The organism is Butyricimonas sp., from assembly GCF_019423355.1.
Taxonomy (GTDB): Bacteria; Bacteroidota; Bacteroidia; order Bacteroidales; family Marinifilaceae; genus Butyricimonas; species Butyricimonas faecihominis.
In genome coordinates, this window is sequence record NZ_JAHZBP010000011.1 from 137,964 (window position 1) to 161,627 (window position 23,664).

General features: G+C 52.9%; 20 protein-coding genes. 5 read left to right on the forward strand and 15 right to left on the reverse strand.

Annotated features, from left to right (window positions below):
- Window positions 1-31 precede the first annotated feature (31 nt).
- Window positions 32-478 carry a division/cell wall cluster transcriptional repressor MraZ gene (locus QVC79_RS14800; protein WP_124318463.1) on the reverse strand — a complete coding sequence of 149 codons (447 nt, stop codon included), beginning with the start codon at window positions 476-478 and terminating at the stop codon, window positions 32-34.
- A gap of 650 nt (window positions 479-1,128) precedes the next feature.
- Between QVC79_RS14800 and QVC79_RS14805 the strand changes: the two genes are divergently transcribed.
- Entirely contained in the window at window positions 1,129-2,706 is a 1,578-nt protein-coding gene (locus QVC79_RS14805; protein WP_287642506.1) for a PD-(D/E)XK nuclease domain-containing ATP-binding protein, read from the forward strand.
- 262 nt (window positions 2,707-2,968) lie between these two features.
- Here the strand turns inward: QVC79_RS14805 and QVC79_RS14810 are convergent, their stop codons facing one another.
- The 6 genes from QVC79_RS14810 to QVC79_RS14835 form a co-directional block, all read right to left on the reverse strand.
- Complete coding sequence (locus tag QVC79_RS14810) at window positions 2,969-3,601, reverse strand: DUF6266 family protein (RefSeq protein WP_270593183.1); 633 nt, start codon at window positions 3,599-3,601, stop codon at window positions 2,969-2,971.
- Between the two features lie 473 nt (window positions 3,602-4,074).
- Window positions 4,075-5,895 (reverse strand): fimbrillin family protein, encoded by a 1,821-nt coding sequence (locus tag QVC79_RS14815; protein ID WP_287642504.1) that lies wholly within the window; start codon window positions 5,893-5,895, stop codon window positions 4,075-4,077.
- Between the two features lie 123 nt (window positions 5,896-6,018).
- Window positions 6,019-7,668, reverse strand: coding sequence for a fimbrillin family protein (locus tag QVC79_RS14820; protein WP_270593181.1), 1,650 nt, complete (start codon window positions 7,666-7,668; stop codon window positions 6,019-6,021).
- Between the two features lie 24 nt (window positions 7,669-7,692).
- Window positions 7,693-8,634 (reverse strand): fimbrillin family protein, encoded by a 942-nt coding sequence (locus QVC79_RS14825; protein WP_270593180.1) that lies wholly within the window; start codon window positions 8,632-8,634, stop codon window positions 7,693-7,695.
- Between the two features lie 432 nt (window positions 8,635-9,066).
- The gene (locus QVC79_RS14830) at window positions 9,067-9,924 is read right to left on the reverse strand and encodes a FimB/Mfa2 family fimbrial subunit (RefSeq protein ID WP_270593179.1); all 858 of its coding nucleotides are present in this window, start codon (window positions 9,922-9,924) and stop codon (window positions 9,067-9,069) included.
- A 7-nt stretch (window positions 9,925-9,931) separates the two neighbouring features.
- Entirely contained in the window at window positions 9,932-10,675 is a 744-nt protein-coding gene (locus tag QVC79_RS14835) for a DUF3575 domain-containing protein (RefSeq protein WP_270593178.1), read from the reverse strand.
- 885 nt (window positions 10,676-11,560) lie between these two features.
- On the opposite strand from QVC79_RS14835, the gene QVC79_RS14840 reads away from it, so the two are divergent.
- Together QVC79_RS14840 and QVC79_RS14845 are read left to right on the forward strand one after the other, a co-directional pair.
- On the forward strand, window positions 11,561-12,502 hold the full coding sequence (locus QVC79_RS14840; protein WP_270593177.1) for a hypothetical protein: 942 nt from the start codon (window positions 11,561-11,563) through the stop codon (window positions 12,500-12,502).
- A gap of 362 nt (window positions 12,503-12,864) precedes the next feature.
- On the forward strand, window positions 12,865-14,442 hold the full coding sequence (locus tag QVC79_RS14845) for a PD-(D/E)XK nuclease domain-containing ATP-binding protein (protein ID WP_287642508.1): 1,578 nt from the start codon (window positions 12,865-12,867) through the stop codon (window positions 14,440-14,442).
- A gap of 172 nt (window positions 14,443-14,614) precedes the next feature.
- On the opposite strand, the gene QVC79_RS14850 is transcribed toward QVC79_RS14845, so the two are convergent.
- From QVC79_RS14850 to QVC79_RS14865, 4 genes are all read right to left on the reverse strand, one after another.
- The gene (locus QVC79_RS14850; RefSeq protein ID WP_270593176.1) at window positions 14,615-15,208 is read right to left on the reverse strand and encodes an aminotransferase class IV; all 594 of its coding nucleotides are present in this window, start codon (window positions 15,206-15,208) and stop codon (window positions 14,615-14,617) included.
- 225 nt (window positions 15,209-15,433) lie between these two features.
- The gene (locus tag QVC79_RS14855) at window positions 15,434-16,423 is read right to left on the reverse strand and encodes an aminodeoxychorismate synthase component I (protein WP_270593175.1); all 990 of its coding nucleotides are present in this window, start codon (window positions 16,421-16,423) and stop codon (window positions 15,434-15,436) included.
- 14 nt (window positions 16,424-16,437) lie between these two features.
- On the reverse strand, window positions 16,438-17,193 hold the full coding sequence (locus tag QVC79_RS14860) for a lysophospholipid acyltransferase family protein (RefSeq protein WP_270593174.1): 756 nt from the start codon (window positions 17,191-17,193) through the stop codon (window positions 16,438-16,440).
- Window positions 17,194-17,195: 2 nt separating this feature from the next.
- Window positions 17,196-18,422, reverse strand: a complete 1,227-nt coding sequence (locus QVC79_RS14865; RefSeq protein WP_270593173.1) for an MFS transporter — start codon at window positions 18,420-18,422, stop codon at window positions 17,196-17,198.
- A 110-nt stretch (window positions 18,423-18,532) separates the two neighbouring features.
- Here QVC79_RS14865 and QVC79_RS14870 point away from each other — a divergent pair, with 110 nt between their 5' ends.
- Entirely contained in the window at window positions 18,533-19,120 is a 588-nt protein-coding gene (locus tag QVC79_RS14870) for an anthranilate synthase component II (RefSeq protein ID WP_270593172.1), read from the forward strand.
- Between the two features lie 30 nt (window positions 19,121-19,150).
- On the opposite strand, the gene QVC79_RS14875 is transcribed toward QVC79_RS14870, so the two are convergent.
- From QVC79_RS14875 to QVC79_RS14885, 3 genes are all read right to left on the reverse strand, one after another.
- Window positions 19,151-20,782 (reverse strand): B12-binding domain-containing radical SAM protein, encoded by a 1,632-nt coding sequence (locus QVC79_RS14875; protein ID WP_270593171.1) that lies wholly within the window; start codon window positions 20,780-20,782, stop codon window positions 19,151-19,153.
- 204 nt (window positions 20,783-20,986) lie between these two features.
- The gene (locus tag QVC79_RS14880) at window positions 20,987-21,835 is read right to left on the reverse strand and encodes a mechanosensitive ion channel family protein (protein WP_270593170.1); all 849 of its coding nucleotides are present in this window, start codon (window positions 21,833-21,835) and stop codon (window positions 20,987-20,989) included.
- 22 nt (window positions 21,836-21,857) lie between these two features.
- The gene (locus tag QVC79_RS14885; RefSeq protein WP_270593169.1) at window positions 21,858-22,451 is read right to left on the reverse strand and encodes an acyl carrier protein phosphodiesterase; all 594 of its coding nucleotides are present in this window, start codon (window positions 22,449-22,451) and stop codon (window positions 21,858-21,860) included.
- Between the two features lie 146 nt (window positions 22,452-22,597).
- Between QVC79_RS14885 and QVC79_RS14890 the strand changes: the two genes are divergently transcribed.
- Window positions 22,598-23,128, forward strand: a complete 531-nt coding sequence (locus tag QVC79_RS14890; protein ID WP_270593168.1) for a C40 family peptidase — start codon at window positions 22,598-22,600, stop codon at window positions 23,126-23,128.
- 32 nt (window positions 23,129-23,160) lie between these two features.
- Here the strand turns inward: QVC79_RS14890 and QVC79_RS14895 are convergent, their stop codons facing one another.
- The gene (locus QVC79_RS14895) at window positions 23,161-23,655 is read right to left on the reverse strand and encodes a YdeI/OmpD-associated family protein (RefSeq protein ID WP_270593167.1); all 495 of its coding nucleotides are present in this window, start codon (window positions 23,653-23,655) and stop codon (window positions 23,161-23,163) included.
- Window positions 23,656-23,664 lie beyond the last annotated feature (9 nt).

A 23,664-nucleotide genomic window follows, 5' to 3' on the forward strand; every position in this document is an offset into this window, starting at 1 on the left:
ATCTCGTCGATAGGCAATTAATCCATCAGCCCTACAAACCGATTTGCGACGTCAAAAGTACAAATTCATCCGTATTCATCGTACTCTCTTCATACTTTATTTTACCCCAAATCTCGATTTTCGAATCCTGCCCCACCATCACGATCTCATCCCCCTCGATACCGATGCTATCCAGCATCCTACGCGGAATCAACACGCGCCCGTTCCCGTCCAGCTCCACCTCCTGCGCCCCCCGGAAAAACTCCCGGAAAAAACGCACCTGTTCCCGGTTAAACTGGCTCAACTTCTCCCTCAACCCCGCGATCAACTTCAACCACTCATCCTTCGGGTAAACGTCAATACATTCATCGAAAATATTCCGCCGCATCACAAACGACACCTCTCCCGCCGCCTGCATTTCCTTCCGGAAAACAGCCGGAACAACCCCTCGTCCCTTGCTATCTAGCTTGCATGTATAATCTCCAATAAATGACAACATATTACTTCCCTAATTTGTGATGTAAAGTTACAAAATTATTTCCCACTTTAAACCACTTTCCCCCACCTTTTTTCTAACAAAACAACAAAATCCTAACCATCAACACCTTATGAAAGCAATGGAAAATTGAAAATTGAAAATTGAAAATGAGAGGACTACCCCCTCCGCCTCCCCCTCTACACCTACTCTTTATACACATCTCTTAGAGCGGGATAGTATTTTAGCTCCTCCTCTGTTCATAGAGGAGGTGGCTGCGAAGCAGACGGAGGAGTTTGTTGCCATGTAAACACTTCATTTACAAGAACTCCCTCCCCCTTCGGGTACTCCCTCTATAAACAGAGGGAGAGCTGAGTTACCCTCCGGCTTCGGGAATAGACTTTTATTATATTATATTTTAACTTTCAATAAAACAATCCGTTACGGAGATGTGTATAAAGAGTAGCCTTACACAGGGGGAGTTAGAGGGGGTAGTTCGGCGCCACCCCGTGCGCCCGGAATCTAAAATCTAAAATCTCTAAATCTAAAATTAGTAAGATCTAAACTCTCTTCAACTTTTATCTTTTAGTTTTTATCTTTTAGTTTTCTCCTCTTTTCTCCATCATAACCAAGTTTTTCGTAACTTCGCGTAAAAGAAAACAAACATGGCACCCATGAATCAACAACCATCCTTCCCCCGCAAAATGCCCATCGGCATACAGAGCTTCGAGAAACTACGTCGCGAAAACTACGTGTACATAGACAAGACAGAAATCATGTACCGCCTCGTCAGCACCTCGAACCCTTATTTCCTGAGCCGTCCCCGACGTTTCGGCAAGAGCCTCATGCTCTCCACCATGGAAGCTTACTTCCTTGGCAAGCGCGACCTATTCAAGGGCCTCGCCATCGAGCGGCTCGAAACGGAATGGAACACCCACGCCGTACTACACCTCGACCTCAACGCCGAGAAATACGACTCGCCCGAACGACTACACGACATGCTCGAACGCCAGCTCCGGGGATGGGAAAAAACCTACGAAACCGGGGGCGAGGGCATCACCCACTCCGGGCGGTTCATGGAAGTCATTAAAAAGGCGTACGAGAAAACCGGGCGTGGCGTGGTCATCCTCATCGACGAGTACGACAAACCGCTACTCAACAGCTTCCACGACGAGGCATTACAGAAAGCCTTCCGCGAAACGCTCACCGCCTTCTACACCGTGCTGAAAAGTGCCGACCAGTGGCTGCGATTCGTGTTCATCACCGGTGTCACCAAGTTCGCCCAAATGGGGATTTTCAGCAACCTCAACCAACTGAAAGACATCAGTCTCGACCCTAGGTACGCCGCGCTTTGCGGCCTTACCGGCGACGAGATTCGTGCCGACTTCGTCCCGGAACTAAAACTACTGGCCAAAGAAAATAACCTCGACGACGAGGCGTGCATGGAACGCCTCACCCGGATGTATGACGGGTACCATTTCAACTATCGCAACATGGTGGGCATCTACAACCCGTTCAGCATACTCAACGTGCTGGATTCAACCATGTTCGAGAACTACTGGTTCGCCAGCGGCACCCCTACCTTCCTCGCCGAGATGCTGAAAAAGACCGACTTCGACCTGCGGGAACTCGACGGCATAGAGGTCTCCGCCGCCTCCCTCTCCGACGACCGGGCCAATATCAACAACCCCGTCCCCATGATCTACCAGAGCGGCTACCTCACCATCAAGAAATACGATGAACGTTTCCAGATATACACCCTAGGGTTCCCCAACGACGAGGTGAAATACGGGTTTCTAAACTTCGTCACCCCCTTCTACACCCCCGTGGCCGAATCGGAGACGAGTTTCTACATCGGCAAATTTATTCACGAGCTGGAATCGGGCGATGTCGATGCCTTCCTCACCCGCCTGCGAGCCTTCTTCGCCGGCATCTCCTATGAGCTGAACAACCGCACGGAACGCCACTACCAGACGATCTTCTACCTCGTCTTCAAACTCATGGGACAATTCTCCGAGACCGAGGTCCGAAGCGCCAAGGGACGGGCCGATGCCGTCGTGAAAACCGCCGACTACATCTACGTCTTCGAGTTCAAGCTCGACGGCTCCGCCGACCAAGCCCTCGCCCAGATCAACGACCGGGGATACCTCATTCCCTACACCGTTGACGGCCGGAAACTCGTCAAAATCGGTGTCAACTTCGACCCCGCCCAAAGAAACATCGGCGACTGGAAAAGAGAAGATAAAAACTAAAAACTACCCCCTCTAACTCCCCCTTACACAGGGGGAGAACTGAAATACTACCTGTCTTCAGGAAGTTTCACCAGCTCCTCCTCTGTTCATAGAGGAGGTGGCTGCGAAGCAGACGGAGGAGTTTTTTGAGGATAAAATACCTTTTGACACACCCTCCCAGAGGGGGGGCAATCTAAAATCTAAAATCTAAAATCATTAAATCTAAAATCAGCAAGGCCCCGTGCGCCCGGAATCTAAAATCTAAAATCACTTAATCACTTAATCACCAAAGGTGTTCACTATCCGAAAACTCCGTCCTCCCCGGGTTCATGAAAAAAGGATACACGTGAACCTCCGTCCCGAAACGAGAATCCAGCTCCAGCGTGTACGTCCCCGTAGAGCGAACCGCCCCCGTCTCCCCGACAACCATCGGGCGTTTCGGGAACTTCTCGTACAGCAGCCCCACGCACAACTCGTCACGCGGGGAACAATGCGCCGAGTGGCGATTATCGCGCCACGTGATCGTCACCGTCCCCTTCTCGCGCGTGACGGCCAGATTCCACGGCAACCACAACGTGCCGACACTGAAACGGAAAAGCCGGAAACAAGCCACCGCACCACCTTCCAGCTTGTCGTAATTCACGTGAAACATGAAATTATCCCCCGTCATGCCACCCCCGTACTTCGCCGCGGCAATCTTCCACGCCAGCAAATCCCCCATCGCGTTATTCAGCCGCGCGAAAAACTTCCTCGACGAACCGAAATCCTCGTTCGTGCGCGCCATCTCCGGGTGTTTCTCCCGGGTCACCTTCACGTGATTCTTCGCCAACCGGAACACCCACTTCCCCATCCGCTTGAACCCCGTCACCGTCCGTAAACGAACCCGGCTCACCCCGGTCATATCCAATATAGTCATCTCAATTTTAGATTTACTAATTTTAAATTTTAGATTCCGGGCGCAGGGGAAAATTTAGAATTTAGAGTTTAGAATTTAGAATGGAAAGCTTCCCGAAGGCGGTGTGTATTCTAACTGGGGCTGTCTAAAAAGTCATTTTTCAAACTCCCTCCCCCCTTCGGGGTATTGAGCCCGGAAGCCGGTCTCGAATCGGCTCTCGCTCGACAGACAACGAGTAAACTCTCTGTCTGTCCTCGCTTACTCGCCGATTTCCCTCTATAAACAGAGGGAGAGTTGAAATACTCCCTGTCTTCGGGAAGAGTCACCAGCTCCTCCTCTGTTTATAGAGGAGGTGGCACGAAGTGACGGAGGAGTTTTTGGAAATAAAATGACTTTTGGGACAACCCCCACCCCGAAGGGGGGATGGGGAGGGAGAACAGAGGAGGAGCTAAAATACCATCTTGCTCTCAAAGTGAAATTCTAAACTCTAAATTCTAAATTTCTTCTAGCTTTCCAATTACCAACGTCACCCCCTTCTTCTCCAACTCCCCGGCATTCGTGACATTCGGCTCCACCTTCTTGGCCTTGATCCCGTTAAAACCCGTCACCGCCCCGTTATCCCCCGGAACGCGAATCACGCAATTCGAAAGCGTGACCAACGGAGCCTCAGCCTTATAACCATTCCCGATAGCCGCGGCCTCTTTCTCCTCGTCCACCGTCCCAGCCTTCACCTCTCCCCCGGAAATCGTGATATTCCCGCAAGTTGAGAAGAAAGAACCACAACCAATTCCCGCTGCCTCCATACCCCCCGTCGCAGTCACCTTCCCCCCGGAAATCAGAATCTCTCCACAACGACTATAATAATACCCGCTACCGATACCTGCCCCATTCTTCCCACCTTCCGCCACCACAACGCCTCCGGAGATCGTGATTTTGCCACAAGCAGCTTGACTTCCATACCCGCTACCGATCCCGGCTCCATCCAAACCACCCCTTGCCATGATCTCTCCCCCGGAGATCGTGATATCCCCGCAAGTTCCCTGATACCCGCTACCGATTCCCGCCCCGGATTCTCCTCCTTCCGCCACCAACGTCCCTGCCCCGCGCAAAGTCACCGTCGTCCCCTCCGCGTTATACAACGCGCTATATTTCTTTGTCTCGGCCACCAACCGATTCTCCCCGAAAAGCTCGAAAGTCACCTTTCCCCCGGCAACCGTTATCGGGGTAATCTTGCTCCTTATATTCACATTCACCAACGCCACCGTCATATCCCCATCAAACGTGATCCTGCCACTCGTCACCCAGTTTCCCACGAGAATCACCTCCCCGCTACCGGAAATGCTCTTATCCTTTTCTGTGGACATCACCACCTCCTTCAACTTCACCGTGTAATCATTCACCTTTCCCGCCTCCGGCATTTTCCCCGCCGCAGGCGTGTAAATGAAACTCTTTCCCCCCACCTCCACGCGCACCTCGATCTCCCCGGGAACCACCAGCGCCTCGAACACGCCGTCCGACACCGCCGCATGAGCCGCGATGCACCCGGTGCCTCCCCCCGTCGTCATCACCCCCTCCCGGAACTCCACCGCCGTCTTCCCCAGCACGCTCACCTTCACCCCCTTCACGGGCAACAACTCGTCATCGCGATCCATCACATCCACCCGCACCCTCGCCAGTGCGTGAGTGAACCCCAAGTCGGCCACCTCCCCGAAATTACACGTCGTGCTGGCCGTCAGCACGTCCAGTCCCGTGGCGTCAAAATTCTCGTTCCCGTCCTCCTGCGTGCTAATATCCGTCGCGTCCACGGGGTACCACGCCGTCACCGTCCCCTCGCCCACGCTCCGCCAGTAAGCGGCACTCTCCGCCTCGACATTCCCCGCGTCGTCCGTCACCCGGTAAATCCCCGAGCTACTCTCCCCGTTCGCCGACGTCACCTTCACCCCGATCCGGTCACCCGCCTTCCACGCCTTCCTCACATCCAGCCCCCTCGACCCGTCCTCCACCCGTGCCGTCACCTCCAACGCGTACCGTCCCTCCGGCAACCGCTCCTCCCCGCCATCCGAACACCCCGCCACCCCCATCACCATCCCCGCCAACACCCCAAACATCACCCGCCGGAAAAACGAATTACAAATTACAAATCCACAAATTACAAATCCTTTCATCTCTTTATCTTTTAGTTCTTTAACTTTTATCACAAAATAGTATTCCAACTCCTCCTCTGTTCTCCCTCCCCATCCCCCCTTCGGGGTACTTCCCCTCAGGCAGGGGAAGAAAGAGGTGGCTGCGAAGCAGACGGAGGAGTTCATTGCCATGTAAACACCTTATTTACAAGAACTCCCTCCCCCTTCGGGGTGCTCCCTCTATAAACAGAGGGAGAGCTGAAATACTCACCGTCTTCGGGAAAACTTCCCATTTTCCATTCTAAATTCTAAATTCTAAATTCCTTCCACCCTTACTCCCTTCTCCCTCATCTCCTCCCCATCGCTCAAGTCAGGCACCACGCTCCCTGCGACAATCCCGTTCTCCCCGCTCAATCCCCCCTTCCCGTCACCGGGAACATGAATCTCGCAATTCTCCAGCACGATCGACGAGCAAGGACCATTCTTCCCGGCCCCGATCGCCGCGGCACCGTCACTCCCCCTCGCCGTCACCTTCCCCCCGGTAATCGTGATACTCCCGCACCCATAATCACCACTTCCACCGATACCCGCAGCATACCCCTGATTACCCACACCTCCCGTCGCCTCGATCGTCCCGCTCTCTATCACCAGATCACCCGCCGGATTAACCATATAGCTACCAATCCCGGCTCCCCACGCACCCTCCGCGATCAGCTTTCCTTCCCCGCGCAGCGTCACCTTGCAACCCGGCTTGTAGTACAATCCACTATAATACCCCCTACCTGTTAACCTGTTCGTCCCCACCAGCACGATCACCGGATTACCACTCACCACATGAATCGGTGACCAATCACTCCCACTCTCTATCGTCGCGTCCACCAAATACACCGTCGGGCTACCCTTGATGATCAAACTATGGTATTTACTCTCCCCCGAAACACAATAAACCCCGTCATCAGCAATCGTGTACTCACCTCCCGACAAATCCACCTGCCGCATCATCCCCGCCTCGCCCCCGTCGCTCGTCCCGGTCTCCCAAGCGCTGATGCTCGTCGAAACCAGCTCCAGCCTCTCCTTCCCCACGTAAATATTATACCTGTACTTCTTCCCGCTCTCCAACATCACTTTACTATGATAAAACAACGCCTTCCCGTCCTTTAAATCTACACGTATAAATAAGCCAGTTCCGGGCACCGCGATCGCCTCCCCGTACTCCGTGTTCCCGTCAAAATTCCCGGTAACCCTCGTGTCTATCATTATAGTCCCACTAGAACTCCTATCCGGAGCAATCATCTTCCCCCGCTCCGCGGCATCCTCCATCACGGCCTCCTTGTCCGGCATGAAATACCCTCTACTAAGCGTACCTCCAACATGAACAACAGCCCCCGTCAAGTCCCCCACCTCATCGCTCGCCTTCAGCGCCACCTCCACCTTCGAGAGCAAGTGATAGAACGTCAACTCCCGTGTCGTCACCCCGTCACTCTCCCTCCCGCGGCTCACGCCCCGCTCGATGGCGAACAACAGGTCCGACTTCGCGCGATTCGCCGCGCCTACCTCCCCGGCCTGCATACGCTCCACCTCGCATGTCATCATCCAACTGGGAAACCCCGTCACCCCCTCCTCGATCACGTAATCGAAATTCCCGTGCATCGCGTAAATATTCACGTCATTCCCGTTCTCCGGGAAATAGCACGTCGTCCCGTCCAGCCCCCCGTTCCCGTCCGCCTCCAGCCGCCACGCCTTCACGTGAGCCACCGCCGGGTTCACCGCCTCGTCCACCCACGCGTGGACCACCTCCCCCGCCGCGATCACTTCCCCCGCCGCCGCGCCGCGGGCAACCACCTCGCCCTTGACCACCCCCGACAGGCGCAACTCCTCGGGACCGCCTCCCGGCCCCTCCCCGCCATCATGACACGCGACAGCCACCGCCGCCACCGCCACCAGTATCATTAACCTCGTTTTCATAATCCTCCTTTCTCTCGTTCATGTTCATTCTGCAAAACCCGTCTCACCGCCGTCCCCGTTCCCCGCCGTCCAGCCCACCACGGTGGACGTCACCTCCACCGACCGTTTCCCGATCGTCATCGTGTACACGTACTTGTTCCCCGCCACGAACTCCCCTGACAGCGGTGAATCCTTGAGATACCACTTGTACTCGGAACCGTTCTTCAACTTGAACCAGAAAAACATCTTGTCAGTAGATGCCCTCGGCAACACGATCCCCTCGGCCCGCGTCCCGTCAGCCGCCGTCAGCAATGTAACACCTCCGGTAACGTTAATTATCTCGATCGTCCCGCCTTCCGCCACCTTACACTTCACTCTGACCTGTTGATTCGTGATATACACCACCATCCCCTCCAGATCCGCCGCCGACAGCGACTTCCCGTCCGGCCGTATCGTCAGGTCCAACTTCACCAGCTTGTGACGGAACACGAACCCCACCCCCGGTGCCTTCTTCGTCACCCCCGTCACCTTGTCGGCCACCATCAAGTCGATGTCCCGCTGCGGGTCCTGTTCCCTCACATCTACAATGTAAACCCCGTCCTTCAAATCCCCCTGATACGGGTAATAAGCCGTGAAATCCCTCGCCGTCCCGTCCGACGGCAAATAAATAGTCTCCCCTTCCGCCGCCTCGAAACTCCCCGCCTTCGCGGTCTCCCCCGTCACGTACTTCCGGTTCACTTCCCCCGTCGTCGCGCCATCCAGCATGTACACCCCGATCGCGTCCCCCTTCTCCCACGTGTCCTCGCTTGCCCGTGCCAACCCCACGATCCCCCCATCCACGCGCAACGCCACCCCCTCGTCCCCTTCCCCCTCACTCCCCGCGTCACTACACCCCGCCATCGCCAAAACTACCAAAACCACCCCCGCCACCTTCCGGCCCACCAACCTACAAATCCCAAATTTCTTTACATCCTGTTTCATAACCATCCATTATTAATTTTAAATTCTAAATTCTAAATTTTAAATTTTAAATTCCTACCCACAAGCCAACGCTTCTTGATTTTCAACCTTTATCTTTTATCTTTCAACTTTTATCTTTTAGTCTTTATCTTTTAATATAGTAACTCAACTCTCCCTCTGTTTATAGAGGGAGTACCCCGAAGGGGGGAGGGAGTTCTTGTAAATAAAGCGTTCCCACTGCAACAAACTCCTCCGTCCGCTTTGCGTCCACCTCTTTCTTCCCCTGCCTGAGGGGAAGTACCCCGAAGGGGGGATGGGGAGGGAGAACAGAGGAGGAGCTGAAATACCCCCCATCTTCGGGAAACCTTCCACTCTAACCCCCTTTTATCTTTTAGTCTTTATCTTTTATCTTCCGAAGGGGGTAGTTGTTTTTCCATTCTAAATTCTAAACTCTAAATTCTAAATTACCTCTATTTCTCCATTCTCCACCACCTTCCACCCCTCGATTACCGCCCCGACCTCTCCCGCCGCGGGCAACTCCAGCGTCGCGTCCAGCACCAGTGGCTCCACCCCGTCACCGAACCTCGCCAGCGCCCCCGTCAAATCCGTCACCACCCGCTCCACGCGTCCCCCCGCCATCCGAATCGCCAGCGTCAGCACCTGTTTCTCCCCCGCCACGACACCCAGCAACCGCACCCGCGCCGCGAAACCCTCGCCTCCCGTCACGCTCCAGAACACGGGAGCCACCGTCCCCACCGCCCCGGCAGGCACCTCCCCCGTCCTCACGTCCAGCAACGACGCGATCCCCGTCAACCCCGCCTCGACCGCCTCCACGCGCCCCGCGTCGCCGGGCGACAACTTCAACACCAGCTCCAGCGTCCGTGTCCGTTGCCTCATCCGCAGCGTCACCCGCGTCGTGTCGTCCGCCACGGCATCCACCGTTCCCGTCCCCGTGAACAGGAAACCCGGCAATGGCTCCAGCGTCCCGTCAGCCAGCACCTCCACCACCGCGACCGAATCGCAAAAACCGACCCCTTCCGCCCGGTTAAAAGCCACCAAGTCATGCTTCCCCGGATCGTGCAACCCGCACGTCGCCCCCTCCTTCTCCACCACGACCCCCGCGCCGTCCACGTACAACTCCCACGTCCCCGGCACCGCCGCGTCCGACGAGCGGTCCGACCAGTCCGCCGCCACCATCACCGTCCCCAGATCCGGGTAAGGCGTGTTATGCAACTCGTCCTTCACGCACCCCCAGCAACAGGCCCACAACAACCCGCCGAACGCCAACCGCGTCCATCTTCGTCTATCTCTTTTCATACCGATCCTAAATTTTAAATTCCAAATTAATCCCGAAACGATTCACGCCCCAGTACCCCTTCTTCACCTCCCGTCCCCGCACCCGGGTATCGTGAATCAGCCTGTACTTCTCGTACTTCCCCCGCGTGTACCCCGCGCCGACCTCGACATCCAGCGACCACCGCCGCCCGAGCCACCACCGGCGACCACCCGCGACACCGCCACCGAGATAATCCCCCTGTCGCCCCGTCTTTCCCAGCTTGTAATTAAACTCCCCGCCTTGACCGAACACCCCGACGTGCCACCCGCCCGGCAAGTAATAACGCACCCCCGGCGACACGCACCACAAGGCATACCTCCGCCCGCCGCGGCTCCACGATGTCCACGTCCCGTTCACCACCACGCCCCAGCCGCCGTTCGACCGCCACTCCACCCCCACGTCCGGCGTCAGCGTCACCCACCGGGCCAGATTCGCCCGCGCCATGAACCCTCGCGGCCCCAACCTCTCTCCCCCGTCCCACACCTCGCCGCCGCGGGACAAAAACTCCGCGATCGTCCAGCTCTCCCGTCCCATCGCCTCCCGCCTCGGTCGATCGCGACGAATCTCCACGTTCTCCGCCCGACGGGCCCGCCCCGTCCAGCTCTCCTTTTCCCGCGTACTATCACGCCACGAAAACAACAATTCCTCTCCCGCCGACACGGGCAACGGCAAAACCGCGAACACCCGTGTCACGAGAAACATACTCATTAATAATGTAAATACTCTTTTCATCAGCATACATATTATTATGATCGTGTTATATCAAAAAACGATCGTTTAAAGCGGATTTAAAAATGAAAAATCGTTTCGTTTTCCGCATCCGTGTAACTTATTGTTGCTCAGAATCGAAAATAGTTTGCATTTAAATTTGCATTTTTCGAAAATATAGCTAAATTGCAGAATCTTTAAACGATCGTTTATTCAGATTCCAATCGTCCCGTTTCACCCCCTTTCCACGCGAACCGACACATCCAACATCAGAACACCATATACCCCAATATTACACCACCCCCATTCTCACGAGAAACAATCCCCAACGCCCATCACTTAACTAAATATCACATGCCACACACCTAATAACACCCCTGCCCGGGCAGGCTTCTAGCAGGTTAATAGCAGGCTTTAAGCAGGCTATATACCTTCTCAACCCTTTGCCGGCGCGGGCTGCCGGAGGGCAAAAACAATAAAAACGTGTAAAACACTAAAGACCAACACCATAAAATTCCATTATGTTTCATACAATTTTACACTAAAATTATTTAACTACATTAAAAATACTTTAAAAACAATACTCATTTTACTTGTTTTCCCCGAATAATAGTTTCAACTTTGCACTACAACATGGAAACAAAACCACCAACGAAGTGCTTTTCGTGAGGAGAAAAGCACCGGAAGAAAATCGCGGCAAGCGCGTCACCCCGTGACCGCCACCGCGGAAACGCGGGAACATCCCCTCACGATGTCCCCCGCGTCACGAACGGGAAAAGCCCCTCGTTGCCGGGAAAAACACCCCGGCAACGACGCCCCCGCGGGTAACACGACAAAAAACAAAACCGTCCCCCCGGCATAAAACAAAAACACCGGGCGGGCGGCACCACACCTCTAAAAAGAAAAATCATGAGTAAAGGAAAATCAGCGATATTCTGGGAATTACGCAAGAGTATCGGACAGCACAAATTCTCCACCCGTCCCGATGGCGAGATCATCGGCAGCATGAAAGGCAAGAAAGACCCCACCTACAAGGACCCCGCGAAACGCGAGAAACGGGACCTGCGCATTGCCGGGTACGGGGGCAGCGGGAAAGTCACCCGCGTCCTCAAAGTCATCCTCCGCGAGGGATTCCTTGAACGCAAACGCAACCAGAGCCCGGCCAACGCCTTCGTCCAGAAGAACGTGAAAACGCTCTGCACCGCCACCCGCGACAAGGACACCAAGGAAATCGTGCTGGAGTACGACTTCGACAACATGTCCGTCTCCTCCGGCTCCCTCGACGCCCCGAACGTTGACGTCGCCGTCAACCTCGAAGAGGGCATCGTCACCTTCACCCAGACCGCGGAAGTCATCCCCGGTGGCCTCGCCCGCGACGACGACAAGATCTTCGCCTGCCTCTTCTCCGTGAACAACGCCGACGGCCCCGTCCCCGCCATCGAGTACCTCATGCGCGGTATGCTCGAAACCTTGCGGCAAAGAGGCGAGAACGGCATCACCTCCACCGTCATCCCCGCGGGCTGGAACAAGGTCAACCTCTTCATCTACACCTTCGCCGCCTCCGCCGATGGCACCTACTCCTCGCCCACCGTCCGCTCCTACCCGCCCCCCACGGCCCGGGAAATCGCCCTCGCCAAAGTCGAGCAGGAATGGGAAGACGCCCGCCTACACCTCGCCATCCTCCGCAACACCGCCACCGACGAGCAACTCGAAGCCATCGACCGGGCCAAAAAAGAGGAAAAAACTGTCGCCTCCCGCGCCGAAAAAGACGCCCTCCGCGCCGGCCTCCCCCCCTTCGAAGCCAAACTCACCGGCCTCCGTGCCGGCATCGACAGGCTGAAAGGAATTTAAAATTTAGAATTTAAAATTTAGAATTTAAAATTCCACTTTCAGTTTTTCACTTTTCCAACTACTCCCTCTTGGTAATCAGCTCTCCCCCTGTGTAAGGGGGAGCCGGAGGGGGTAGTTAAAACGCCAGCCCCGTGCGGCTGGAACGAGAAAGTTAAAAACTAAAAGATAAAAGTAGGAAATCAAGAAGCGTCGGCCCCGTGCGGCTGGAATCTAAAATCTAAAATCATTAAATCTAAAATTAGTAAGATCTAAACTCTCTTCAACTTTTATCTTTTAGTTTTTATCTTTTAGTTTTCTCCTCTTTTCTCCATCATAACCAAGTTTTTCGTAACTTCGCGTAAAAGAAAACAAACATGGCACCCATGAATCAACAACCATCCTTCCCCCGCAAAATGCCCATCGGCATACAGAGCTTCGAGAAACTACGTCGCGAAAACTACGTGTACATAGACAAGACAGAAATCATGTACCGCCTCGTCAGCACCTCGAACCCTTATTTCCTGAGCCGTCCCCGACGTTTCGGCAAGAGCCTCATGCTCTCCACCATGGAAGCCTACTTCCTTGGCAAGCGCGACCTCTTCAAGGGCCTCGCCATCGAGCAACTCGAAACGGAATGGAACACCCACGCCGTGTTACATCTCGACCTCAACGCCGAGAAATACGACTCGCCCGAACGGCTGCACGACATGCTCGAATTCCAGCTCCGGGGATGGGAAGAAACATATGGAACGGGAGGCAAGGGCATCACCCACTCCGCCCGGTTCATGGAAGTCATTCAAAAAGCGTACGAGAAAACCGGGCGCGGCGTGGTCATCCTTATCGACGAGTACGACAAACCACTACTCTACAGTTTCCACGACGAGGCATTACAGAAAGCCTTCCGCGAAACGCTCACCGCCTTCTACACCGTGCTGAAAAGTGCCGACCAGTGGCTGCGATTCGTCTTCATCACCGGTGTCACCAAGTTCGCCCAGATGGGAATATTCAGCAACCTCAACCAGCTGGTTGACATCAGTCTCACCCGACCTTACGCCACCCTCTGCGGCATAACACTCGAAGAGATCGAGGCCAACTTCGAACCGGAAATCGAGCAATTGATGGAAAGCCACGATCTCCCCCGCGAGGAACTGTTAAAACAGTTAACCCGCCGCTACGACGGTTACCGTTTCTACGAGGAGAACGTTCCCAACGTGTTCAACCCGTTCAGCCTGTTAAGCGTGATGACTTTTCACGCTTTCAAGAACTACTGGTTCGCCACGGGTACTCCCACCTTCCTCACCGAGATATTAAAAAAGACCGACTTCGATCTGCGGGAACTTGATGGCATAGAAGTCTCTGCCGCCTCCCTCTCCGATGACAAGGCCGACATCAACAACCCCGTCCCCATGATCTACCAGAGCGGCTACCTCACCATCAAGAAATACGATGAACGTTTCCAGATATACACCCTAGGGTTCCCCAACGACGAGGTGAAATACGGGTTTCTAAACTTCGTCACCCCCTTCTACACCCCCGTGGCCGAATCGGAGACGAGTTTCTACATCGGCAAATTTATTCACGAGCTGGAATCGGGCGATGTCGATGCCTTCCTCACCCGCCTGCGAGCCTTCTTCGCCGGCATCTCCTATGAGCTGAACAACCGCACGGAACGCCACTACCAGACGATCTTCTACCTCGTCTTCAAACTCATGGGACAATTCTCCGAGACCGAGGTCCGAAGCGCCAAGGGACGGGCCGATGCCGTCGTGAAAACCGCCGACTACATCTACGTCTTCGAGTTCAAGCTCGACGGCTCCGCCGACCAAGCCCTCGCCCAGATCAACGACCGGGGATACCTCATTCCCTACACCGTTGACGGCCGGAAACTCGTCAAAATCGGTGTCAACTTCGACCCCGCCCAAAGAAACATCGGCGACTGGAAAAGAGAAGATAAAAACTAAAAACTACCCCCTCTAACTCCCCCTTACACAGGGGGAGAACTGAAATACTACCTGTCTTCAGGAAGTTTCACCAGCTCCTCCTCTGTTCATAGAGGAGGTGGCTGCGAAGCAGACGGAGGAGTTTTTTGAGGATAAAATACCTTTTGACACACCCTCCCAGAGGGGGTTCAATCTAAAATCTAAAATCCAAAACCTCCACCTCATCCTCCAACCCAATCATCGCGTTCACCAGCAACGCCCGTCGGAAACGACGAATATCCTCCACCCGGATCGGACACGCCTGAATCCTCCCCTCATCCAACAAACTCTGCCTCCTAGTCCCCTCAAGCAAACAAGTCTCCGGCGTGTAAAGACCTCCCCCCGCATCCTCGAACACCACGTTCGTAAAAGAGGTATCGGTCACCCATCCATCCCGCACGATCAACACGTCATCACACTCCCCCCGCTTTTCCAGCAAACGGGCAAACACCGACCGATCCGTCGATTTGTAGCGGTAGTCCACGCCATCCCCGTTCACCAATCGCAAACTCCTGATCCGCCTCATCACGTAAGGCTGAAAACTCACCTCCCGGACCTCCGAATCATACACCACCCGACACTTCACCAACCCGGAACACATCGCGGCCGGAACAACCATCCGCCCGACCTCCCACGCGAGAGGCTTCCCGAAAAAGGCCTCCGCCGTCGCCCTTGCCCTTCGCTCGTGGGCTTCCAGATTATAAAACTGCCCGTCCTGCACCTTGATCGTCTCGATAAAACGCTCCATAACAAATTTATTTAGAAACTTATATACAAATTCATAGCAAATTAACTCCCTCCCGGCTTCGCCGTACTCCCTCTATAAACAGAGGGAGAGCGAAGTAACTCTCCGTCTTTAGGATGAAGAACCAGCTCCTCCTCTGTTCTCCCTCCCCATCCCCCCTTCGGGGTACTTCCCCTCGGGCAGGGGAAGAAGGAGGTGGCACGAAGTGACGGAGGAGTTTGAGCATGATTACTTATCGAACGGAAGATACACCTTTGCCAGCACCTCCTCGTACTCCGCCCGGCACTCACTGTTAATCGTGATTCCCCCGCCACTACGAAAATAATACCGTCCGTCACGCACCTCTATATAGCGAATCATCACCGCCGAATCCAGCCTCTTCCCGTCAAAATACCCGAAGACACCCGTGTAAAACCCTCTCCGTTCACCCTCTGCCCGGGCAATAATACGCAACGTCGAAAGTTTCGGCGCTCCCGAAATAGACCCGGCAGGCAACATCCCGAAAACCACCTCCCCCAAACGGGAATAATAATCCCCCGTCAACCGTCCCGTCACCTCCGAACTCACTTGGAGAATCTCCCCCCAGCTCACCCGCAAACGATCGATATACCGGAAACGCTGCACGTCCACCCGTTCCGCCACCCGGTTAAGATCATTCCGGATCAAATCCACGATCGTGTTATGCTCCGAACGCTCCTTGTAATCCTCCAGAATCACCCGCCCCGCATCAGGCACCGAGGCATCAATCGTCCCCTTCATCGGGTAAGAAGAAATCACCCCCTCGTCCACCCGCACGAAAATCTCCGGCGAGAAACAGACAAATCGCCCCGGAACCAACAAACGGTAAGGCGACCGGGCCCGGTGGAAAATCTCTTCCAACGTCCAGTCCGTCTCCAACCCCGTTGCCACCGTCAGGTTCAACAAAAAAGAATCGCCACGAGCCAATCCCTCCCGCACCGCAGCAAACTTCTCCCGGTAAGCCTCGTATGCCACCGGATTCGGGGAAAACACCCTTTCCGACACCTCCCCCGGCACCCCTTCCCTCACCGGGGAATTAGTGACACCCCCGGCCTCGAAAAGAATCTCTTGCTGTCCCAACGGGTCGGACACGAAAAAGCCTTCCGACAACTCGAAATCAACACCGAACAAAAACGGTTCCCGCCGGGCTCCCGCCTCGTTCATGCACACCCGGACCTCGTTTGCAGTAATCATACTCATAACCCCAAAGACGGTCAGTGACCCCGTCCCCTCACGTAAAAGAAATGTTTTAAAAACAAAGGTTGCTCCTCACCCGGAGCATTATAAAAACTCTCCAAGAAACGATTGAACGGCTGCCGTCCCTCCGCGGCATAACGCACCGCATCATCGGTAATATCCTCGAAAGTAATCGTCACGTCACGCCGAGGCACGAAAAACAGCAAGTTCGCCAGCACATAAAATATCCCTTTCAGATAAGTCCACGCGAAATTCGGCGAGCGCCCCGTCTTGGCCCTTGACCACATACTCCCCCACAAACCCCGGATACGCATACCCACGACACGCGTACCCTCCGGCAACTGGTGACACACCTGCCAAGCCCCCTGTTTGTTCCCCACACGCTCCAACCCACTATTCGTCAACTGCCCGGCCGGGTAAAGCAACACGTTATGCCCCGCCGCCAAAGCATCGACCACCACCCGGTTCAACCCCGCCACGATCTCCACCCCCCGGCGGCTCTTCTCCAAATCCGGCACCCGCACCGCATTCATCAAGTGCAACACCTGAGCCACCACCGGGATTTTAAAATACCCTTCCGTCACCAACGGCGACACGTCCACGTAACGCAACAACTGAGAACAAACAATCTGCGGATCGACCGACGCCTGATGATTAGGCAAAAACAACGTTGCCCGCTGCTCGGCCAGCAACTCCGCCCCCTCAAGGCGCACCCGGTAACGGGCGCTCAAAACGCCCCGGTAAAAGGCCGCCAATACCTTCTTATAACCCATATCTAATTCTTTAGTCTAAACTTCTTAAACCTTACCCTCACCTCCTCCACGCACGAGAACAAAACAATCGTGATTGCGAACGTCAGCACGGCAAGAAAAATAAACACGTACTTCGTGTCGAAAAACATCGTCATCCCCCCGAAACACCCCGATGCCATCAACATGAACAAAAAAGTGATCAAGTTCGAGTAAGCCAGCATATCCCCCAGTTCCCGCCCCTTCACATTCGCTTGAATCCAAGCGTCCAGCGGCACCTTGAACATCCCACTGAAAAACGCAGCGAGGAACACGAGTACACCGAACGTCACCCCGTGAGCGTCAAAAACGAATATCGCCAGCAACGTCAATCCCGTCGTGCTCCCTCCATACGGCACCAATCCCAACTCCACGTCCCGACGGGACAACACCCCGGCAAGATAACATCCCGCCCCGATTCCCACAGCAGCCAACGACATCACGATACCCGTCTCCGAATCGTTCATCCCCAAATCCGAACGGCAGTACACGATAAGCACCATTTGGATCATCGAACCGATAAACCAGAACGTGGCCAGTCCCACGACCACCAGATTCAACCCCTTGAACACCAGCGCCCGCACGAACATATCTTTCACAAACTTCACGGGATTCAACGTCTCGTGGCTCTCCTTCAGCGGTTCGCTCTCGTTCGCCCGAATCGTCAGACTCGCCAACCAACCGAACAAGGCCACCCCAAACAGGATCACGCACAGCACCGGGATCGTCACACTCTCCGACAAAAAGGCCGCCATCAATGTCCCGGTCAGAATACCCACGAAAGCGAACATCTCCATGGCCCCGGAACCGTAAGAAATCCCCTCTTCACCCCCGATGTCACGAATCAGCCCGTACTTCGAAGGAGAAAACAGCGCACTCTGCAATCCCATCAACAAAATGGATGACAACACCAGTCCCGTCGAGTGCGTCAGGAACCCGACCGCAGCCACGACCATAATCAGCATCTCGGCAAACTTCGCCCAAACCACAATCTTTCGCTTTTTATATATCTTCGCCAATCGTCCCGCCAACGGGGAAAACAGCAAATACGGCATCACCAATGCCGCCGACGCCAGCGTCACCACCATCGACTCGTTCTCCTTCCCCACCCAAGCTATGCAAATAAAACACGCCAGCGTCTTCAGAAAATTATCATTCAAAACTCCCAGATAATTCGTGAAAAACAGGGAAAACCAATTCTTTCTCTTCGCCATAATCACAACTTATATGATAAAACACAACAGCCAAAAGTAGTTTATTTTCCCCCGAATTCCTACTTTCGCGAGAGAAAACAGGTCATCAACCTCACAAAGAAAGCCACGGCATGGAGAATTCAAAAATAAAAAATATACTTGTCATTGATAATCATGACTCGTTCGTCTATAACCTCGTCCAAATCCTCCGAGAAAACGAACACTGCCAATTCGACATCGTTTATAACGACCAAATCGACTTTTCCTCGCTCGGCTGCTACGACAAGATCCTATTATCTCCCGGACCGGGAATTCCAGCCGAGGCCGGAGAACTTCTCGCACTCATCGAGCATTGTAAAACCACTCACGACATCCTCGGTGTATGCCTCGGCCACCAAGCCATCGCCGAATCCTTCGGTGCCAGCTTGCAACAACTACCTCTCCCCAAACACGGCCACGAAAGTCCCCTCACAATCGTCGATCCCACCGACATTCTCTACCACGGCCTCTCCTATCCCGTACAAGTAGGACGGTACCACTCATGGATCGTGACCCCTCACACGCTCCCCTCATGCCTCCGCATCAGTGCCCTCGACGAAGAAGGTCACATCATGTCCTTCTACCACACAACCCTCCCCATCCGAGGAGTCCAATATCACCCCGAATCCATCATCACCCGCCAAGGCTGCCAAATGATTAACAACTGGATAAATAATTGAAAATGGGAAATGGAGAATTGAAAATGTAATTCATTTTTTTCCCACGTACAATGGCCTTGACGCCGATTTTCCTCGATCGAAACCGAACCAGAAATCCTCCTTTTCCCCCGGTAAATAATACACCCGCATCACACTCTCGTATTCCCCCATCACGTTCACCACATCCCTCGGAACATCTTTACTCCACGGTTTCAGCCGCTTACTCGGTTCCTTAGCAAAAGGAATCCCCGCAACAATCCACGCTACCGAAATATCAGTCAGAAACATCGGGTACCGTTCCTCGCAAAACTCGTACAGCAACGCCCCCCGTCGTTCCAAACTAAGCGGTTGCTCCAACAACTCCCGTTCCTCCATCCAACGTAGAAAATCCGACAGGAAACATTCATCATACCCGATCAACTTACGGGTCACCTCCTGCCATGCCAAAGCATTATAAAAACCATCCAGCAAACGAGACAACAACCGGGCTTGACGCAAATCCTCCACCGACATCGCTTTCGTCTGCAACACCTCGTACGGCACGTCCGGGGAATAAACAATTCCCAAAGCCTCTGCCTCCGCACACATCGCCGTTCCGGGTAATAATTTCAACAACTCCAACTGGATCTCTCCCGTTCCGAAACCGGCCAGCACCCGCACATCCTCGATCATCTGTTCCAAAGAATACAATGGTAACCCGGCAATCAAATCAGCGTGTACCACCAAATTAGGTAATGACGCCAAATAACGCAGCCCGTCCAAAGCCGCCTGCAAATCACCGATTCGCCGACAAGCCTGTAACACATTCTCCCGTAAACTCTGAATCCCCGCCTCTAGATGCAACAACCCGGCAGGCAACTCCCGCAACAACTCCTTCACCTCATCGGAAAGCAACGCCGGATGAATCTCCAAATGAAAACGCATCCCCGGAGCAAACTCCCTGAACAACTCCAGCAAACGGATCGCCCTTCGGGAAGACCCGTTAAAAGTACGATCCAACAACCGAATATCCCGAATGCCATGATCCCGAATAACAGTCAGGCGTTCCCGAATACGCTCCACGGACAACACCCGCACGGGTTTCTCCGCCCCACTCACGCAAAAAGCACAGGTATTAAAACATCCCCTCGTCGTTTCCAACTGCACGAATGGCTTTGTCCAATCGAAAAAACGACTATGTTCCGGAATCATCAACTGATCGAACTCCATCACCCTTGCCAATCCCCCATCATGATACACACCCTCCGCATCCAACCAACACAGCCCCACAACCTCATTCCACCGTGAAGGACAATCGTACACCCCCAGCCACTCGTGAAATCCCAACTCACCCTCTCCCCGAAACACGCAAGCCACGTGCCGATTCCGACACAGATACCCCTCATTATCCCCCAGCATCTCCGGTCCCCCGAATATAATGGTACATTCCGGCAACAACGCCTTCACCCGAGCCGTGATCTTCAACAACATCTCATGCGTGAACAACCACGCTGTTGCCGCCACCACATTGGGCCGGGCCGCCACGATCTCGGCCACCACACTCCCCACGTTTGAATTGATCGTCGCTGAAACCTTCCTCCATTCCACATTCCCCTCTTTTCCTTCCACTTGAGCATGAATAGCCGGAAGAGCTAATGAAGAATGAGCATACGAAGAATTCAAATCCAACCAAAGAAGTAACATAACAATTTCAATTTTAGTGTTCGCCTCCGGCGAGTTACAAGTACCTTTCCCCCTCTCCTTCCCTACCCCGCAAAGCTAACGCTTTTTCCATAAGAAAAAAAGTTCCAGAACAACACAAAAAAAGTGGTAGTTATTTTCCAATCACTACCACTTCTATTTAAATAACTTGTAAACCGTAACCCGTTAACTTGTAACGGCAGAATCCTATTCTGCCTGTTTATGCAAATGCACATCCAACTGCGGGAACGGGATATTCAGATTCTCCTCGGCGAACGTCTTGTACACCTTCTCGTTCATATCAAAATAAACACCCCAGTAATCCCCGGCGTTCACCCAAGCACGAACCACGATATTCACCGAACTCTCTCCCAAAGAAGTCAAGGCAATAAAATAAGCCGGGTCCTTCAACACACGTCCATCCGCATCCAGCAAACGGGCAATCACGGCTTTCGCCTTCGTGTAATCATCCCCGTAAGCAATTCCGAACTCCCAATCCACACGGCGAGTAGCCTCCCGTGAATAGTTTTTCATCAATCCCGTAGACAAACCGCCATTGGGGATAATGATAATCTTATTATCGGGAGTCGCCAGAATCGTGTTAAATATCTGAATCTCTCTCACCGTACCACTCTGTCCCTGAGCCTCGATCGTATCTCCAACCTTAAACGGCTTGAACAACAAAATCATTACCCCTCCGGCGAAATTCTGTAACGTTCCGCTCAATGCCATACCAATGGCAACACCGGCAGATGCAAACAAGGCTATAAACGAGCTGGTCTCGATACCCAACACCCCGATCACCACGATAATCAACAACAACGTTAACGTGATATTCACCAAACTCTTCACGAACGTAGATAGAGAAGCCTCCACATGACGTTTTTCCAATATCTTTGCCAACAACTTGTTCAATCGCCGAACGATCCAGCGTCCCACAATGAACACAACGATAGCCAACAAAATCTTAGAACCGACCGATATTCCCAAATCGATCATCTTAGTTACGAACACATCTAATGACACATTAGAAGTTTTTGCAAATAATTCTTCCATACACCTAAATTTATATTAATGATTAACAACTTGTATCCGCCTCCAACATCAAACGACACTTTTCTTGAACATCCGGCAGGAAACGATCGAACAACTCCTGTAACCGCTCTCGATTCCTCTCGAAACAGACGATGGCCGCCTCCGGATCAACTCCCAGATTTTTGTACTCCACCATGATTTCCAGCGAACGCTTAATCCCGGAAAGGGATGCGTAACGCACCAATCGATTTGTCAAGATAAAATGCCAAAGGAATCCTTTAAAGCGTTCCGGTAAATAACGATAATTCAAGACTAACGCCCCATAAAAACCACAAGCAAACCACCTTAACGACCGCCCGGAATAACGCCGAAAATCCCTTGCCAGCAAATGGTCAAAATAAATATCCGTCAAAACGCCGGAATAACGTCCGAAATCACCTCGCAACATATCTATTGCCTCCCGAACCACGGGATGATGATCCGTGTAATCATCAATTTCCCGGTGTAACAGAATACCCTCCCGAAAACCCGACGGATAATTCTCGTAAGTCCGCCCCTTAACAGCATCCCCAACAAAGTTCCCGATCTGAACTTTCCGATCATCTCCCGAGAGGAATATATGTGCTAAATAATTCATTCCTTGGTTTACGTTTTTATCTAATAACAAGTTTCAAGTTTTTCGGACTTTTTTTAACATGAATCCAAAAGCAAAAATAACAAAAAAAGACAAACCCTTCTCCCGAATTCCCTATCTTTGTTGACATTATTGGTAACTAATTGAATATGAATAGAACATTTAAATTTAACACGCTATACATCGGGATTCTTTTACTGGTCCTCGCCTTCTCGTCCTGTACTTCATCCAAACAACTCGCCATCCAGAAAAGTAAAACCGCACAGCTATCCCGCAAGCTGGGTTTCACGGTGAATCGGAAAGACGATCTACCCCTACTGGAAGAGGTCAGTCGATGGCTGGGAACTCCCTATCGGTATGGTGGAACCACCCGCACGGGAGCCGATTGTTCAGGTTTCGTGGGAGCCGTGTATAAAAACGTTTACCATAAATCCCTACAACGCACGGTTGTTAATATCTATAATAAAGACTGCCAGCATATCGGGAAACGCCGTTTGAAACCGGGTGATCTTGTCTTTTTCAACTTCTCCAAGCGAAAGAAAAGAACCCTCAACCACATGGGGATCTACCTCAAAAACGGTTACTTCGCTCATGCCAGCACATCAAAAGGTGTAATGATCAACCACCTAAGCGAAAACTACTATAAAAAAGGGTGGCGTAAATCCGGCAGGGTATGGTAATACTATCTGCCGGAATGACCTTTATTGCACCCTCATTCATCATCACTATTTTTGTCATAGTATTTCTGTTTCTTCGCTAGTCGATCGAGAGCCTTAGCAATCCTAGTCACTCTTACCTGATCAGTCTTTGCAGCATAAATCCATTTAATATAACAATATTGCTCGTTCTCATTCAGCGAATTAAAGAAACACAACGCTTCCGGTTCATCCTGCAAGCACACCAACAAGTCCTTAGGTACTTCTAACCTCTCGTCATCAAGATACAAAATGACGTGTACATAATCCCCCGCTTCCTTTTTAATCTTCTTACGGATCTCAGATTTGACAGAAAGCCCCAACATCCCATTCCCCATTGGCATTAAATGATGCTTTTTAAACTCAACCCCATCAATACTTCCTTTCACTTTCACCCAACCAAAAGGGGAATGTTTATCCTGTGGTATTTCGGGAATTACCGTATAAGTCCAACCTCCCTTACCGGGAGTTTTTTCAAGCAAATACAACTTATCTACTAATGGCCTTTCCATCTTGTCATT

Coding starts and splice junctions, on each gene's coding strand:
- QVC79_RS14800 (WP_124318463.1), bottom strand. CDS start 478: ATGTTGTCATTTATTGGAGATTATACATGCAAGCTAGATAGCAAGGGA.
- QVC79_RS14805 (WP_287642506.1), top strand. CDS start 1,129: ATGAATCAACAACCATCCTTCCCCCGCAAAATGCCCATCGGCATACAG.
- QVC79_RS14810 (WP_270593183.1), bottom strand. CDS start 3,601: ATGACTATATTGGATATGACCGGGGTGAGCCGGGTTCGTTTACGGACG.
- QVC79_RS14815 (WP_287642504.1), bottom strand. CDS start 5,895: ATGGCAATGAACTCCTCCGTCTGCTTCGCAGCCACCTCTTTCTTCCCC.
- QVC79_RS14820 (WP_270593181.1), bottom strand. CDS start 7,668: ATGAAAACGAGGTTAATGATACTGGTGGCGGTGGCGGCGGTGGCTGTC.
- QVC79_RS14825 (WP_270593180.1), bottom strand. CDS start 8,634: ATGGTTATGAAACAGGATGTAAAGAAATTTGGGATTTGTAGGTTGGTG.
- QVC79_RS14830 (WP_270593179.1), bottom strand. CDS start 9,924: ATGAAAAGAGATAGACGAAGATGGACGCGGTTGGCGTTCGGCGGGTTG.
- QVC79_RS14835 (WP_270593178.1), bottom strand. CDS start 10,675: ATGAAAAGAGTATTTACATTATTAATGAGTATGTTTCTCGTGACACGG.
- QVC79_RS14840 (WP_270593177.1), top strand. CDS start 11,561: ATGAGTAAAGGAAAATCAGCGATATTCTGGGAATTACGCAAGAGTATC.
- QVC79_RS14845 (WP_287642508.1), top strand. CDS start 12,865: ATGAATCAACAACCATCCTTCCCCCGCAAAATGCCCATCGGCATACAG.
- QVC79_RS14850 (WP_270593176.1), bottom strand. CDS start 15,208: ATGGAGCGTTTTATCGAGACGATCAAGGTGCAGGACGGGCAGTTTTAT.
- QVC79_RS14855 (WP_270593175.1), bottom strand. CDS start 16,423: ATGAGTATGATTACTGCAAACGAGGTCCGGGTGTGCATGAACGAGGCG.
- QVC79_RS14860 (WP_270593174.1), bottom strand. CDS start 17,193: ATGGGTTATAAGAAGGTATTGGCGGCCTTTTACCGGGGCGTTTTGAGC.
- QVC79_RS14865 (WP_270593173.1), bottom strand. CDS start 18,422: ATGGCGAAGAGAAAGAATTGGTTTTCCCTGTTTTTCACGAATTATCTG.
- QVC79_RS14870 (WP_270593172.1), top strand. CDS start 18,533: ATGGAGAATTCAAAAATAAAAAATATACTTGTCATTGATAATCATGAC.
- QVC79_RS14875 (WP_270593171.1), bottom strand. CDS start 20,782: ATGTTACTTCTTTGGTTGGATTTGAATTCTTCGTATGCTCATTCTTCA.
- QVC79_RS14880 (WP_270593170.1), bottom strand. CDS start 21,835: ATGGAAGAATTATTTGCAAAAACTTCTAATGTGTCATTAGATGTGTTC.
- QVC79_RS14885 (WP_270593169.1), bottom strand. CDS start 22,451: ATGAATTATTTAGCACATATATTCCTCTCGGGAGATGATCGGAAAGTT.
- QVC79_RS14890 (WP_270593168.1), top strand. CDS start 22,598: ATGAATAGAACATTTAAATTTAACACGCTATACATCGGGATTCTTTTA.
- QVC79_RS14895 (WP_270593167.1), bottom strand. CDS start 23,655: ATGGAAAGGCCATTAGTAGATAAGTTGTATTTGCTTGAAAAAACTCCC.